The organism is Cognatishimia sp. F0-27 (assembly GCF_020667845.1).
Classification (GTDB): domain Bacteria; phylum Pseudomonadota; class Alphaproteobacteria; order Rhodobacterales; family Rhodobacteraceae; genus JAFMPQ01.
This window is the reverse complement of record NZ_JAFMPQ010000030.1, coordinates 16,187-31,853: the sequence shown is the minus strand read 5'-3', so window position 1 is coordinate 31,853 and position 15,667 is coordinate 16,187. Positions and strand designations below refer to the sequence as shown.

Annotated in this window: 7 protein-coding genes; 5 read left to right on the top strand and 2 right to left on the bottom strand. The window is 61.8% G+C overall.

Annotated elements, in window-relative coordinates; genetic code table 11:
• Nucleotides 1-20: 20 nt before the first annotated feature.
• The gene (locus tag J1C49_RS15565; RefSeq protein WP_227446761.1) at nucleotides 21-5,954 is read right to left on the bottom strand and encodes a S8 family serine peptidase; all 5,934 of its coding nucleotides are present in this window, start codon (nucleotides 5,952-5,954) and stop codon (nucleotides 21-23) included.
• A gap of 623 nt (nucleotides 5,955-6,577) precedes the next feature.
• Here J1C49_RS15565 and J1C49_RS15560 point away from each other — a divergent pair.
• The 4 genes from J1C49_RS15560 to J1C49_RS15545 all read left to right on the top strand — a co-directional run bounded on the left by J1C49_RS15560 (nucleotide 6,578) and on the right by J1C49_RS15545 (nucleotide 11,380).
• Nucleotides 6,578-7,720, top strand: a complete 1,143-nt coding sequence (locus tag J1C49_RS15560) for an NAD(P)H-dependent glycerol-3-phosphate dehydrogenase (protein ID WP_227446760.1) — start codon at nucleotides 6,578-6,580, stop codon at nucleotides 7,718-7,720.
• A complete protein-coding gene (locus tag J1C49_RS15555; RefSeq protein ID WP_227446759.1) occupies nucleotides 7,717-8,496 on the top strand; it encodes an HAD-IIB family hydrolase in 780 nt (259 codons plus the stop codon). Before J1C49_RS15560 ends, J1C49_RS15555 begins: the two co-directional genes overlap by 4 nt.
• A gap of 34 nt (nucleotides 8,497-8,530) precedes the next feature.
• Entirely contained in the window at nucleotides 8,531-10,018 is a 1,488-nt protein-coding gene (gene ggpS / locus J1C49_RS15550; protein ID WP_227446758.1) for a glucosylglycerol-phosphate synthase, read from the top strand.
• A gap of 327 nt (nucleotides 10,019-10,345) precedes the next feature.
• The gene (locus J1C49_RS15545) at nucleotides 10,346-11,380 is read left to right on the top strand and encodes a zinc-binding dehydrogenase (protein WP_227446757.1); all 1,035 of its coding nucleotides are present in this window, start codon (nucleotides 10,346-10,348) and stop codon (nucleotides 11,378-11,380) included.
• 114 nt (nucleotides 11,381-11,494) lie between these two features.
• Here J1C49_RS15545 and J1C49_RS15540 read toward each other — a convergent pair whose 3' ends face one another.
• Nucleotides 11,495-14,140, bottom strand: a complete 2,646-nt coding sequence (locus J1C49_RS15540; protein ID WP_227446756.1) for a calcium-binding protein — start codon at nucleotides 14,138-14,140, stop codon at nucleotides 11,495-11,497.
• A 358-nt stretch (nucleotides 14,141-14,498) separates the two neighbouring features.
• Here J1C49_RS15540 and J1C49_RS15535 point away from each other — a divergent pair, with 358 nt between their 5' ends.
• Complete coding sequence (locus tag J1C49_RS15535; protein WP_227446755.1) at nucleotides 14,499-15,665, top strand: Xaa-Pro peptidase family protein; 1,167 nt, start codon at nucleotides 14,499-14,501, stop codon at nucleotides 15,663-15,665.
• Nucleotides 15,666-15,667 lie beyond the last annotated feature (2 nt).

Below are 15,667 nucleotides of genomic sequence, written 5' to 3'. Positions count from 1 at the left end.
GAGATGGGCGGCGTCCGCGCCTAGAGGATGAAATCGCCGATCACTGCGTTTCCGACGATATAGATCTGCCCATCCATGACCGCATCCCCGTCTACATCGAGCGAGGCAATCGTCACTGCGCGCCCGCTGAGGATGTAATCGTTGAGGATCACCTCTCCTGCATTGCCACCGAAGCTTGAACCCGCAAAGGTGAAGGCCTGATTGCCTGCTGCGTTGGCGTTGGCGTCGATAAGGTAAAGGTTGACGACGTCGCCCTCGGCGGAGTCGAAATCGCGGATCTCGTCGCGTCGGTAGCGCCCCACGCCGGTATCCTCAATCGACCGGAAAACAAAATTGTCTCCGCCGCTGCCGCCGGTCAGGAAGTCGGTCCCGGAGCCGCCATCGAGGAAATCGGTCCCGTTCCCGCCAAGCAGACGATCAACGTCATCACCTCCCAAGAGGCGGTCATCATTGTCGCCACCAAGGATCGTGTCGCGCCCGTCGAGCCCGTAGATCGTGTCGTTTCCGGAGCTGCCCTCCAGTCGGTTTCCGTGCAGATTTGTGCCGTAGATCACATCCGCCTGCCCCGATCCAAATGCATGCTCGACCCGGAGCAGCGTATCGCTGCCCGCACCACCGGTTGCGGTTCCGGCTTCGAGATTGACCGACACACCCGCCGCGAGGCCAATGTAGAGCACGGTGTCGGAATTGCTGTCGCCATCAATGGTATCGTCGCCGAGCCCGCCAATGAGACGATCGGCAAAGCTGCCACCCGACAGGCTGTCTTCGCCGTCGCCACCTTCGAGCCGGTCCTCGCCACTGCCGCCAAGCAGCGTATCGGCATCGTCCCCACCGAGCAGCGTGTCGTTGTCGTCACCGCCGCTCAACGTGTCTTCGCCGTCATTGCCGTAAAGCGTGTCTTCGCCCGCGTCTCCGGTGATGCTGTCATTGTCGCCGCCGCCCGCCGCATGATCGTCACCGCTCCCGCCGCGCAGCGTGTCATCTCCGTCGAGCCCGTAAAGACGGTCGTCGCCATTGCGCCCCTCGATATGGTTGGGCTGGGTGATGGAGCCATAGATCACGTCGCCCTGACCCGAGCCGATTGCGTTTTCCACGGAGGCAAGCGCATCTGAGTCGGTGGCAGCACTTGTTGCGGTGCCCGCCTGAAGATTGATGGTCGCGGCGCTGTTGACATACTGGAAGCTGAGCGTGTCGCCCTCGGTGCCACCTATAATCATGTCATCGCCGCTGCTGACGTAGTATAGGTTCTCTCCCTGGACGCCGTGCATCGTATCATTGCCCCCACGGCCCGCGAATGTATCATCGCCGCTCAGGCCAATGAGCTCATCACCGCCAGAGTTGCTGCCGAGCAGCCGGTCGTCTTCCTCACTGCCAAGAACGTGCTGGATGTTAAACAGCGTATCGCTGCCCTGCGCCCGCACGGCCGTGCCCGCCTCAAGATCAACCACAACCGCAGAGCCTGTATCGTACTGCACCTGGTTCAACCCGGCGCCGCCGTCGAGCGTGTCATCGCCCAGACCACCGTCAAGCGTATCATTCTCGTCACCGCCGTTCAGCCTGTCGCCACCATCATTGCCGAACAGCTGGTCTTGCCCGCTGCCACCGCTCAGTGTGTTGGCATTGTCATCGCCCGTCAGGGTATCGTCGAAGGCCGAGCCAATCAGGTTCTCGAAGTTGGAGATGCTGTCTCCGGTCGCGTCGCCGCCGCTCGGGTTGCCCTGCGTCAGCGGATCGAGACCAACGGTCACCCCGGCACTCGAATTGGCATAAGACAGCGTGTCGCTGTCATCTACGCCCCCGTCGAGCGCATCGGCTCCCGGGCCGCCCTCAATCGTGTCATCGCCGCCATTGCCCGCGATCACATCGCGGATGGATGAGCCGCGAATGTTTTCATCATCCGCATCGCCGGTGATCCGGATTTGATCGCCGGGCTGATCGAGCCCTGTTATAGTCCGCGTCGACAGGTCCAGCGTCGTCTGTGCCCCCATCTCGATCTCGATGATCGCGCTGCCGCCCACCCGCGCATCCGCCGCGAATTCCTGAAAATTGGCCGCAAGCGTGCCAGCAGTCACCTGCAAGGTCGCATCGAAGCCGTCGCCCTGCGCGAAGTTGACCCGCTCGACGGAGATGACAACGTCGTCTCTGAGATTATCGACGCCGCCGTCGAGAAGCTCGTAGGTGTCGGTTTCGGTGCCGCCGTCAATGATCTCCAGCGCCGTGTTATCGCCCGCGAACGCGGCGATGGTGTCCTCGCCCGCCTCGCCGTAAACCGCGTCGCGCCCGCGCCGCGCCACGATCACGTCATCGCCGCCGCCCGCATGCACCACATTGCCGGCCACACCGGCTGCGCCGAGGAGGTCGATGGTATCGCCATGCGCCGAGCCGATGACGTTGGTGAAATTGCTGATCACGTCGCCCACCGCGTGACCGCCGGAACCGGCAACGGAGAGAAAGACCGTCACAGCTTCGTTCGAACCCGCATAGCTCAGCGTGTTGAGCCCGAGGCCACCGTCCAGCGTATCGGACCCGACGCCGCCCTCAAGCGTGTCATTGCCGATACCCCCGGTGATGACGTTGTCCGCCACATTGCCAACGATCCGGTCATTGCCGTCGCCCGCGTCCACGTTCTCGATCGAGACATAGCTGTTGCCAAACGTGTCCACACCAGTCAGCAGGTTGATGTCGAACGAAAAAGACGACGTCCCTACATCTGAACCCGCGATCTGCAAAAGATCGGTCCCGTCGCCACCGTCGAACAGATCCGCGCCAAACCCCGCCACCAGCGTGTCATTGCCATCGCCACCGCGCAGCGTGTCGCTGTTCGACCCGCCGTCCAGGCTGTCATTGCCGCCGCCACCGTGCAGCGTGTCGTTGTTCGACCCGCCGTCGAGGCTGTCATTGCCAGCCTGATGTTCGTAATCGACGCCAGTCAGCGTTGCGCTCGCCCCGGCCTGCGGGATCAGGCTCTGTGTGCCCTTGAGATTGGCAAAGGACAGCGTCGGCGCATCGAGCTGCCAGTTCGCAACCAGCGACAGGTGATCGCGCAGGTCGAGCGGCTCAAGCTGTTTGAAGGCAAGATCCGCCACGTCTTCGGCCCGCAACTCGGTCTTCCAGATCCGCAGATCGCCGATCTGCCCCCGAAGCGCCTGACTGGTTTCGAAACCGCCCCCCGGCACGCTGCCGTCCTGATCCTGACCGAGGATGATGGTGCCGCCCGCCTCGATGGGCGTGCCCATGGACGAACTGCCACCGGCACCACGGAATTCCTCGACCCCGTCGACATAAAGCGTGTAGCGCCCGTTTGGCCCCGCGCCGGTATTGGCCGACACCGAAATGCGGTGCACATCGCCGTCAAGAACGGTGCTCGTCAAAACGCCGGTATCCACCGAACCGGTGTTGGACCAGATGCTCAGGGTCCCGCCGACAGTGCCGTAGATGAGAAACTCATTGGTGCTGTTGGGGACCGCGTATGAGAAGAACGCGATGCCATTCCCGGCATCCCCGGCATCGGCGCGCATCAGAAATTCAACGGTAAAATTCTCCGTCGGCATGGCGGTGAAATTTGTGGTCTGCGCGTATTGGTCGAGCGCTCCGTTGAGGTTCATCTCAAGCAGGCCAAACGGAATGTCATCGCCCAGCAACAGATCATTGCCGTTATTGCCCTGCAGCGTGTCGTTGTTCTTGCCCGCGATCAGGATATTGCTTTCCGCCCCACCCACCAGCAGGTCCGTGCCGGCACCGGTCATGGCATTTTCGAAACCGGTGACGCTGGAGGAGAACAGCGAAAATGTCGGCAAATCGAGGCGGACGGCATTCGAGCCGCTGAAATTGCTCGAATCCAGGCGCATATCGAGCGTGTCGTCGCCGGTCCCGCCATCGTAGTTTCCGGAGGTGACGTATGTCGCGATGACAAGATCGTTGTCCGGACCTCCGTCAATCTGGTCGGTGCCTTGGGTGTCGAACCTGATGCCATCGACGATGGTGTCGTCGCCGCCCCCCGCGTTGATCGTGTCAACGCCGCGTCCGCCATTGATCAATTCCCCGGCGGAGCCGCCGGTGATGCTGTCATTGCCGCGCCCGGTAAAGATCAGCGCGGTCACCGTATCGCCCGTGACCGTGTCGTTGCCGTCGCCGGTATAGGCATTGGCGACGGCAAACGCCTGAATGGACACACCGTCGATCACGGCGGTGTTGGCGGTGAAATTCAGCACCGTGTTGCCGGTCACGGCGGCGGCATTGATCGTGGCGAGTGCGGGCGGGCCGTCGACATAGCCGCCATTGATCAGCGTTGCGTGGCTGGAGGTGTTGAAATAGTCCGAAAACTCATCGGTGAAGATATACAGGTCATCTTCGGTGGTGGGTCGCCCGACGATGGTCAGATCCGCATCGGTGATCGTGAACGCGCCGTTTGAGGCCCCGTCAAGGTTGGCGACTTCAAGGACCCAGTCCCCTGTCCCCTCGGGATAGGACGCTCCCCAGTTGACCGTGCCCATGAAGGCGGTGGTCCCGAAATCCCAGCCCTCCGCGGGCGTGGCATACGCATAACTTCCCGACCCGAAAGAAAACGTACCCGTTAGGCCCGGTCCGTCAAGCTGCCGGATCAACTGAACCCGCGTGCCTTCGGGCGAGATCAGGTGAATGCTCATGTCCTGGATGTCATCAGCCGAGAAATCGAGGTTAAGCGAGACATGCTCGACGATGATGTCTTCCGTGAGTTGAACGCTAAAGGTTGTGGGCGTGCTGTCGACCGTTGTTGTCCCTGCGCCGTCGAAATCGAAGCTGTAGCTCAGCTGGTTGTCGCTGACCGACAGCCGGTCCCAGGTTTCGGCAAGACGCACGGCGGAAAACGCGTCCACCAGCCCGAACCCGTAATCGTTGGAGAAATGCAGCGACCCCCCGTTCCAGTTCTGCGCATCGTTCCAGAACCACGTCGCCCCGTTGCTCTGCGTGCCGACCTCGAACGCGCCATTGCCCGGCGCGCCGGTATTGGCCGCACTGCCCACAGCCGAGCCCACATGCCGCGCGGAATAGGCCAGGATCTCCTGCACGTCGCGCCAGCCGAGATCGGGGTTGGCCTCCATGATAAGCGCCACCACGCCCGAGACCACCGGTGCCGCCGCCGAGGTTCCGTCGAAATAGGTGAAATCCGGATAGGTTGCGGCGTTGTTGGAATAGCCCGGATTGCCGGTCCGGTCGGTATTGAAGATCCCGGCGTCGTTGTTGATATCGTCCGCCAGCCCGGACACAAGCGTGTTTGCACCGGGTGAAGAATAGGACGCAACCCAGCCGTCTGCGCGGGTGGCGGCGATGCTGATCGAGGCCTGGGTGCTGTTCTCTTTCGCGGTGACCGCCTCCATGCCGATGCCGTTCGGCGTGCCCGGGTTGGCATCGCGGGCATTGTGGTTGATCTTGACGAAATTGGTCCCCAACCCGCCGCGCCCGTGATCGACAATGCGGATCAGGTCGGGGACATTTCCGGCATTCACGAAATTGGTGGTGTAGCCATAGCTCGCATTGATGACGTCGCTGCCATTGTCGTTACCGGCGGTGTTGCCGATCCCGTCCCCAAGCCCCGCAGCATCGAGATAGGCTCCCGGCCGCCCCAACCCGTTATAGGCGACAAGATCGGCGTCCCATGCGATCCCGGCACCGCCATAGCCGTTATAGGCCTCCGCGCCGATGATACCCGCAACCGGCGTGCCGTGGCTTTCGGTGCCTGCGCCCTCGTCGGGGTCGGTGTCGTTGCCCTCGTAGTCGTAATTGAGCGCATAGACCCATTTCGCGTCGAGATCGTCATGCGCGATGTCAAAGCCGACATCGATGATCGTGACCTGCACCCCGTCACCGCGATAATCGTCCCAGACCGTTGTGACGTTGATATCGTATTGCCCGGCGATGGTGTTGTTGAGATACCATTGCAGATTGAACAGCGGGTCGTTCGGGGTGAAGGGCATCCGGTCGGTCTCCAGTGAAAGAAGGACTCTACTGCCCGGCGGGCAAATAGCCTGATTTGCACGACAAAGCCGACAATAAGCGCTGCAAGCGGCGGTGCGAGAGTCCTCGGCGCGCTTCCGCGAACCAGGATTGCCTCGGGAAATACGAATATCGCCTTGAGCACCACTCTGACCGCTTAACTCTTCCAGAGCAACGAATTTCCCACTGGGCGGGGCTCAGGGTAGACCTGTTCCTTACTGTCAGCATGCATCTGCAGCTGAGTTACAGGCTGCCGGGTGCCATCATTTGCATCACCGGACTGGTCCGCCGTGACAACGAGGCGCACGGTGCAATGATGGTGTCCATGGGCAGGAAACGCGACCGACGGCTGAAACAAGGCCCGTCACCGGTCTTGGGCGCCATCGCTGAGCCATGTGGCGCAAGGCGCAACACAAAAAGCGCCTGCGATTTCATCATCCATGGGTCAGAAACGCCTGTAATCCCGGGTTCTTCACGGTTTTTTGCAGGTGCAGCATTGAAATGGGCGCTGAGCAATGTACCTTTACGACATGACTGGTCTGTAAGCGACATAAGCTTCCCACTCTCGTGCCTGCCGCACCCTGCTATTTCTCAGGAGATATTGATGATGCATGACATCCCGGATTCCGGAGACCAACCGCATTTGCCGACCACCTACGCGTCTGTCGCCGTCATTGGCGCCGGATCCTGGGGCACGGCGGTCGCTGCTACCTTTGCTTTGGCGGGGGTCGATACTCGTCTTTGGGGTCGGGACAAGGACGTGTGTGACGGCATCAACCGGGACGGGATGAATGCGCGCTACCTCCCGGACGTGCCGCTCCCAAAAGGCCTGCGCGCGTTTGATGACATGGCCGCCGCGCTTTCGGGTGTCGACGCCGTCGCGATTGTCGTCCCCTCGCGCAGCATCCGCGCCGTGGCGCGACAGGTGGCGCAACACGCGCCCGCCGGTGCCGATATTGCCGTGCTGGCCAAGGGCATCGAAACGGAGACCGGTCTCTTGATGACTCAGGTTGCGGAAGAAGAGCTCGAAGGCCATGTGGTTGGCTGCATCTCCGGTCCGACCTTTGCCAGCGAAACGGCGCTGGGCTACCCCACGGCTGCGACCGTCGCCTTCCCCTTCAGCTATGCCGACCGTCTCAAGCCGGAGGCGAGCCCGGCGGCGCGCATGGCGATCTCGCTGAGCACGGAGACTTTCCGCGCGTATGTTTCGGATGATGTGGTGGGCGTTGAGATCGGCGGTGCGGTCAAGAACGTGATCGCCATCGCCTGTGGCATGATGACCGGGGCGGGCTTTGCGGAAAACACCCGCGCCGCGCTGATCACACGTGGCGTGGATGAGATGAAGGCGCTGGCCGAAGCGCTTGGCGGACGGCGCGAAACCGTCACAGGCTTGTCCGGCATGGGTGATCTGACCCTGACCTGCTCCAGCACCACGTCGCGCAACATGTCGCTCGGCCTTCAGCTTGGCCAGCGCATCCCGCGCGCGGAATGTTTCGACGGGCGCCCCGTGGTGGTTGAAGGCGAGATGAATGCCCGATCCGTCACAGATCTGGCCCGTCGCCTCGGCGTCGCCATGCCGATCTGCGAGGCGGTGCGCGCCATTCTCCATGACGAGGCCGATCTCGGCCAGACATTCGCAGCCCTCTGGGCGCGACCAATTGAGGCGGAACCAAATGCGATGGATCTGAGTTTTGCTCATCCAGCGTCTGACAAAGCCATTCAGAAACTTGCGGAAAGGATCGCATGACCCATTCGGACACACGACACACCAGTCTTTCAGACAAGGCTTTCGTTCTTGCAACCGACCTTGACGGGACCTTCCTTGGAGGCACTGAAAAGGAGCGCAAGACACTCTATTCGTGGATTGAGGCCAACCGCGACAGCGTCGGGCTGATCTTTGTCACGGGTCGCGATCCGGGTTTCATCCACTCCTTGACCCGCAAGCAAGGTGTGCCCCGCCCCGATTATGTGGTTGGCGACGTCGGCACGACGATTGCGTCTGTGGACGGCAATCACCAGATTGCGCCAATCGCCGAACTGGAAGCGCCGATCGCGCAGGCCTGGGGCGACGCCACCCTACGCGTGCAATCCAAGCTTAACCGGTTCAAAGGCATTCGCCCGCAATCCGGTGTGTTCCGCCACCGGATGAGCTATGATCTCGACCCGGACCACTTTGAGCCTGCGGCACTCGACGTGATCGCGGAGATGGGTCTCGACGCGCTGGTATCCGACAACCGGTTCCTCGATGTGCTCCCCAAGGACATCAGCAAAGGCCCTTCGCTCTTGCGCCTTCTCAGCTATCTCGACGTGCCGAACCAACGCTGCCTCGCGGCCGGTGACACGCTGAATGATCTGTCCATGCTCGCGCTTGGCCTGCCGGCCGTGGCGGTCGGCAATTCCGAACCGCGCTTGATCGAGGCTCTGGAGGGCAAGGACCATGTCCACTTTGCCTCCGGCCATGGTGCGGCAGGCATTGCGGAAGCGATCCTGGCTTTTGACTTCATCGGCCGCAAGGCCGCCTGAACCCACCCCCGAGAAGGAGAGAGAGAGCAAACCCATGGCATCTGATCTGGTCATCGTCTACCACAGGCAACCCTACGAAGAGGTGGAAATCGACGGCAAAACCGTCTTGCGGGAAAACAAGAGCCCCAACGGGATCGTCCCAACACTGAAGAGCTTCTTCGGCTCCGTCGATCACGGGGCATGGGTGGCCTGGAAACTCGCCGATGACCCGTCCAACCCGGATTTCGAGCGCGTCATCGAGATCGACGACGTCTATGGGACCTACTCTGTTTCCCGCCTGCCGCTCTCGGCGGACCAGGTCAAGGAATTCTACCATGTGACGTCGAAAGAGGCGTTCTGGCCGATCCTGCACAGCTTCAAGGAATACTATAATTACGACCCGGTTGACTGGTCGAATTTCCGCGAGGTGAATTGGGCCTTTGCAGAGGCCGCCGCGGCCGAGGCGGCGCATGGCGCATTGGTCTGGGTGCACGATTACAATCTCTGGCTTGTGCCCGGCTACCTGCGCAAGCTGCGCCCCGACGTCCGGATCGCGTTCTTCCACCACACGCCGTTCCCTTCGGCGGATACGTTCAACGTACTGCCCTGGCGCAAGGAAATCGTCGAAAGCCTGTTGGCCTGCGACGACGTCGGCTTCCATATTCCGCGCTACGCCGCCAATTTTGTCTCGGTCGCCCGAAGCCTGTTCGACATCGATCAGGTGGAGCGCGTGCGCGTGCCGGAGCAATGGATCTCGGAAGGCACCGCTCTGACCGAACGCGCAATGCCGACCCGCATCGCGCACAAGGGCCACAACATTTCCATCAGCGTGACCCCGGTTGGGGTCGATGTGGACTATATCGACAGTAACGCGCGCTCCGAGACCACCGAGCAACAGGCGCAGGCCATCCGCGAAGAGCTTGGAGACAGCAAGCTCATCCTCTCCGTAGGTCGGACCGACTACACCAAAGGCAGCATCGAACAGCTGCGCAGCTTTGAACGCATACTGGAAGCGAACCCGGATCTTCTTGGCAAGGTCAGGCTCCTGCACGTTTCGGTTTCCGCGAACCGCAACATGGCCGTGTATGAAACCGTTCAGAATGAGATCGAACAGATCGCGGGGCGCATCAACGGGCGGTTTGGCCAGTTCGACTGGCACCCGATCACACTGGTTTCCCGCGCCATTCCGTTTACAGAGCTCGTCGCCTATTACCGCGCCGCCGACGTGTGCTGGATCACTCCGCTCGCGGATGGCATGAACCTTGTTTGCAAGGAATTTGTCGCGTCCCGGATCGACGGGGACGGCGTATTGGTGTTGTCGGAATTTGCAGGCGCGGCGGTTGAGCTGAACCAAGCCGTAATGACCAGCCCGTTCTCGCACAAGGCGATGGATCGCGGTATTCTCTCGGCGCTTGAAATGCCCGAGAAAGAGCGCCGCATTCGCATGGAAGGCCTGCGCGAAGCGGTTGCCGGGAATTCTGTGCAGAACTGGACGCCCGGGCGGCTGAGCATTCAGAAACAGGATGTGGCGCCCGCCGCCTGACCTGCGATCACCGCGTGCAACAAGCCGGACCACGATCGACAGCGTGGTCCGGCCTTTTCCTTTCTAAAGGCGGTGACATGGTCGCGGTGGCCGAGATCCGCGAGCCTGTCCCGCCGAGCAATGCCGCGCAGGCGCGCGTGGCCTTCAGTCCGTGTTGCCTCGTTGGGGCGTATCCCAGACAGGTGCGACCAACGCTCACACTCTCCTCCATTGAAATTTTTACCGTTGCAAAGATCGGTTGCGCGGTATCCGATCTGAGAACCCGGTCGCTCAGGACGGTGGCCGGGCTGTTGTCATGACCCGGTGATCCGGGAGAGAGGCCCCCGGATGCGCGCTGCACTCATCAAGGACTTTCACGCCGACCTGTCGATCGAAACGGTCCCGGACCCGGTTTGCCCTGCGGACGGGGTTGTGCTCGGAGTGGCGGCCTGTGGCGTCTGCCGCTCGGATTTCCATGGTTGGGTCGGAGAGCACCCCAAGGTCGCACCCGGCGATATCCTCGGACATGAATATTGCGGCACGGTGGTCGAAGCAGGGCCTCAAGCACAATACAAGACCGGTGACAGGCTGATCGCGCCGTTCATTCTCGGGTGCGGGCATTGCATCCACTGTCAAAGCGGCGTTTCGAACGCCTGCGAACGCGCCGTGGTGCCCGGCTTTGGCACCCCCGGCGCCTATGCGGAATACGTGGCCGTGCCGCATGACCACAATCTGGTGCATCTGCCTGAGACGATGACCCCGGCGCTGGCCGCGGGGCTGGGCTGCCGGGTCACAACGGCCTGGCACGCACTGACCGACCGCGCCAATCTGCGCGCCGGTGAATGGGTCGCGATCCACGGCACGGGTGGGATTGGCCTCGCTTCGCTGTTGCTGGCCCGGTCTCTTGGCGCGCGGGTGATCGCGGTCGACGTTGTCACCGAGAAGCTCGACCATGCAACCTCGCTTGGTGCCGAAGCCGTGGTGAATGCCGCCGAAACCGATGCGGCCGCGGCAATCCGGGAGATCACCGGGGGTGGCGCTCAGGTATCCATTGAAGCCTTGGGCGTGGCGCAGACAACAAACGCCTCGGTCGAGTGCCTCGCAACGCTCGGGCGCCACGTACATGTGGGCATGCCAGCCGGTGACGGGCGGATGGAGGTGAACATGCGCGCGATCTATGCCAAGCAGCTGTCGTTCTTCGGGACGCGCGGCATGCCGAGCTGGAAATATCCCTCGCTGCTCGAAATGATCCAGCGCGGCGCGGTGGATCTCTCGCCGATGGTGGCGCGCGAGATCCCTCTGTCGGGCGCCAGCGCGGAACTGCGTGCGATGAAGGGGCCAACCCCGCCCGGCACCGCCGTCATCACCGATATGCAGGGCTAAGCGCGCGCGGCGGTCTGTTTGTTGGCCTCTCAACCATGCAAACCCCACAACCCCCAAAAGGAAACCGCCGCCGGAGTACCGGCGGCGGTCTTGTGCCGAGCAAGGCGCGTTTTGTCAGACAAAAACCACGTCGTCGAGCAATGCAGCAACCGTGCCGACCCCCGTAAGGGTCAGGATCTGTCCATTCTCGAATGTGAGCACCAGCGCGCCGTCTTCGAAGGAGGCCAGCGCCCGAAGGTCTTCGGCGACGGGATCGGTCTGGCTCATCAACGCCGCGTCGATCTGGATCTCGTCGATGTTGTTCTGGAAGTCCGTGATCAGATCGGACCCCTCGCCCTGGTTGAAGACAAATGTATCGGCGCCAATTCCGCCGCGCAGCGTATCATCCCCGGCACCGCCGGTGATCGTGTCGTTACCGGCACCGCCGATGATGACGTCCTCGCCCTCGCCCCCGTCAAGCTGGTCGAAGCCGTTGGCGCCCTCAAGCTGATCATTGCCGGCATCGCCCATCAGGATGTCCGCCCCCAATCCGCCCTGAACAAGGTCGTCATCCGCGCCGCCTGACAGGCTGTCATTGCCATTGTTGCCTTGCAGCGTGTCATTGCCCTCCGCACCTTCCAGCGTGTCATAGCCATCGCGGGCCTGAAGGCTGTCATCCCCTGCCCCGCCAAGCATCACGTCAAAGCCGAGCCCGCCCTCCAGCGTGTCGTTCCCGGCACCGCCATCAAGCATGTCATTGCCGAAATTGCCGATCAGGGAGTCAGCGCCTTCCTCGCCATAAAGCGTGTCGAACCCGTTCAGCCCGATGAGGCTGTCATCGCCATCGCCGCCATGAACGCTGTCGAATCCGAAACCGCCGTTGACGGTGTCATCGCCACCGCCGCCATGGACCGTGTCATTGCCGTCGCCAGCCATCACGCTGTCGCCAAGATCGCCGGATCCCGGACCGCCCACGATGCTGTCATCGCCGCCCCGACCATACAAAGTGTCAGCGCCATGGCCGCCATCGATCGTGTCACGCCCCGCGCCGCCGTCAATCTCGTCATTGCCGTCATATCCGCGCAACAGATCGTTGCCGTAATCCCCGGTGATACTGTCGGGTTCCGATGACCCGGACACCGTCATGTCGCGCCGCTCGAGAAGCTCTGCATGGGTCAGCACGTCCGAATAATACCCACCGGAAAACTCGTAGGTCTCGACGCCTTGCGCGACGACAGAGTTTTCGAGATAGCTGATGCTGAGCGCGTCTGCCGGTCCACGCACGGTGATGCCGTCAGCGCGCACCCCTTCGAAAAACAGCAAATCGCTGCCTGCACCGCCCATGACGACGTCATCGCCCTGCGCCACGCGGATCGTGTCATTCCCCGCGCCGCCCGCAAGCGTGTCGTCGCCCTGACCGCCATCGAGATTGTCCGGCCCTGCACCGCCTTGCAGCATGTCATCGCCGGCTCGTCCGAACATCGCCGTGCCGGCGTCGCTCACAGCCTCAAGGGTGTCATGATCCGGCGTTCCCAGAGTCTCGGCCTGCTGCAGCCAGGTCATGACTTCCCAATTGTCACCGTTCCAGCTGGCATGGCCTTCGATGAGTCCCAGAAGTTGACCGTTTCCAAGCGCCACCAGATGCAGCGGCTTGCCGTAGTAGTTGGTTTCATCCGCGGGTACGTGGCGCTCGGTGATGACAAACCGCTCATCGACCTGCTCGTTGTTGCTGTCGAAGCGGTGCCCAAAGGTCGTGTAGGCCGGATTGTAGCCGGAATACATGTCGGTGATCAGGAAGCCGCCATCGGACATGGCCGTGGCTTCCAGCGCAACGTAGTGGCGATCCAGATCCATTTCCTCGGTCACCGGGTTCATATCGCTGTCGAACCGTCGCCATTTCCCGACGGACTCGCCGCGATACGCCACGATGAAATCGCCGTTTTCGAGCTTCGCAACCGAAGCTGCATCGGCCGCAGAATCGAGGTTTGGATCGCTGACCATGAATATCTCGCTCTGCGGCACTCCGGACGCATTCAGGAGCCGGCCCACGACCGCAGGATGATCGCTTTCGTTGCCAGGCAGACCTTCGCCGCCGCGAAGCAAAACGAGAAATCCACCATCGTCCGTTCCGATGATGTCGGAGTTGTAATTGACGAGATCCCAACCGTAAGAAACGCTTGCGACATACGGGGTGATCTGCGCGATGGCGCCTGACTTTGCCCCGGACGCGTCAAAAGCCTGGGCAAAGCTGGCTCTGGCGCCTGCGTATTGCGCAAGGATACCGGCGTAGTCCCCGTCGAACGACACCGCAAAACCACCGCCGTTCAGCGCCGCAATTGCAACACTCCCTGCGGCTCCGTTGACTTCTACGTGCTGGTCGCGCCCCTCAAGGTAGCGGTCCGGAATGTCGATCACATCGGCTCTCAACAAAGCGCCAGCCGCATCATAGACCTGCACCCGCACGTCCGACGTGACGATATCGTTCCAAGCAACCGCAAAACCGCCGCCTTCGAGACCCGCAACTTTGGGATGAAGATTGCCGCGCTCCACGCCATCATGCTGGACCACCTCAATAGCGGCCCCCACAGGCGCGCCATTTGCATCATAGCGCTGTGCCACCACTCCGATGTCGCGATCTGTCCATGCGTTCTGGATATGTGTTTCGAACACAAGCACCGCGCCGCCGTCGGCAAGAGGGGAGATTGAGGAGCGATATTGCTCCCCTGTGCTGTCGTCATATGCGTCAGTCGGGGCGCCTGCCGGGTAAAGCTGATAGGTCATGGCTGATCTCCTCCTCATTGGAAAGGGCGGTCGATATCAACTCTTGTGGCTGCTTCGACCTCTAAAGATTATCCCGCAAATCAGCATTTCGGATGTTGACATAAATCAAACGGAATATGTTTTCGGACACTCCGGATGTCTTCCGTTACGTCATCGACGCATGGCAGAAAGGCCATGACGCGGCTTGCCAACAGTCCCGAAGCAAACCCGCGACGACCGCACGCGCCCGGACAGAAATCCGCTCCGGCCGCGCCAAACCGGTCGGCATCGTGCCTTTATGGTCGGAAACCCGCCATCGCCGCGCCTGTTGTTGCCGTAGCCTGTGCCGACGTGCGCCCCAGTGCCAAAAGGAAAACGCATGACGATGCTCGCAGAGGCCAGATCCCGCACCGAAACCCTTCAGGCCGAAATGTCGGACAGAGGGATCCGTCACGCGCTCTTCACGTCCGAAAGCGCGATTGCCTATCTGGCCGGTTTTTGGGGCTATCTCGGGATCGAATTCGGCCGCCCGACCATGCTTTTGGTTCCCGCGGATGCGCCGCCTTGCGTGATCACGCCGCTGATGGAAAGCGAAATGGTGGCGGAAATGACGTGGGTCGAGGACATTCGCACATGGGAAGACTCCGGCGAACGCAGCTGGGTGCGCGCCTTGCTCGACCTGCTCCCACCGCAGCGCACAGAGGCCCTCTGGGTCGAACGGAACGAGATACCCGCAATCGTGCGCAACGCGCTGGACGCAGAGTATCCGGGCATTGTGCAGAACGACATCGGCCGGGTCCTCGGCGCAATGCGGATGATCAAATCCGACCTTGAGATCGATGTGATGCGACAGGCAGGCAAGATCGCGGGCGCCATGATGCACGCCGCGCATCATTCGCTGAAAGAAGGGGCATACGAATACGAAAGCGCCCTTGCTGTCATCGACGCCGGCACGCGCGCCGCGGCCGGGTTTCTGACCGACAAGGGCTGGGAGCGGTTCGTCTCGCCGATGATCCACAACCTGCAGATCCTGCAGAGCGGGCGCGATGCCTCGATGGTGCATCGCCGCGCGTCGGTCAAGGCATATGCCCGCTTCGATCCGGTCTATTTCTGCTTTTGCAACATGGCGCAGTTTCAACAATACAAGCTCGGTTTCGACCGCATGTTCCATATCGGCAATGTCACCGATGAGGCTGCCCGGGTTCAGGAAGCAGCAATCGCCGCCCAGCAGGCCGCCATTGCTGAGATCCGGCCGGGAATCAGGGCCGAAGAGGTCGCCGCGGCGGCAAACGCAGTTTATGCCGAGCGCGGATACGAGACGGGCTATCGCACGGGCCGTTCCATCGGGGTCTCCTACCTTGAAGCGCCCGAACTCAAGGCCGGGGACCGCACGGTCCTGCAACCCGGCATGACCTTTGCCGTCGATGGCGGTATTTCGATCGATGGCCAGACCGCGGGGCGGATTGGGGACAGCATCGTGGTGACCGAAACCGGCTGCGCGTATCTCACGGAATACCCGCGGCACTTGCTTGTCACCGAGCATTGAGG

Coding starts and splice junctions, on each gene's coding strand:
- J1C49_RS15565 (WP_227446761.1), bottom strand. CDS start 5,954: ATGCCCTTCACCCCGAACGACCCGCTGTTCAATCTGCAATGGTATCTC.
- J1C49_RS15560 (WP_227446760.1), top strand. CDS start 6,578: ATGATGCATGACATCCCGGATTCCGGAGACCAACCGCATTTGCCGACC.
- J1C49_RS15555 (WP_227446759.1), top strand. CDS start 7,717: ATGACCCATTCGGACACACGACACACCAGTCTTTCAGACAAGGCTTTC.
- ggpS (WP_227446758.1), top strand. CDS start 8,531: ATGGCATCTGATCTGGTCATCGTCTACCACAGGCAACCCTACGAAGAG.
- J1C49_RS15545 (WP_227446757.1), top strand. CDS start 10,346: ATGCGCGCTGCACTCATCAAGGACTTTCACGCCGACCTGTCGATCGAA.
- J1C49_RS15540 (WP_227446756.1), bottom strand. CDS start 14,140: ATGACCTATCAGCTTTACCCGGCAGGCGCCCCGACTGACGCATATGAC.
- J1C49_RS15535 (WP_227446755.1), top strand. CDS start 14,499: ATGACGATGCTCGCAGAGGCCAGATCCCGCACCGAAACCCTTCAGGCC.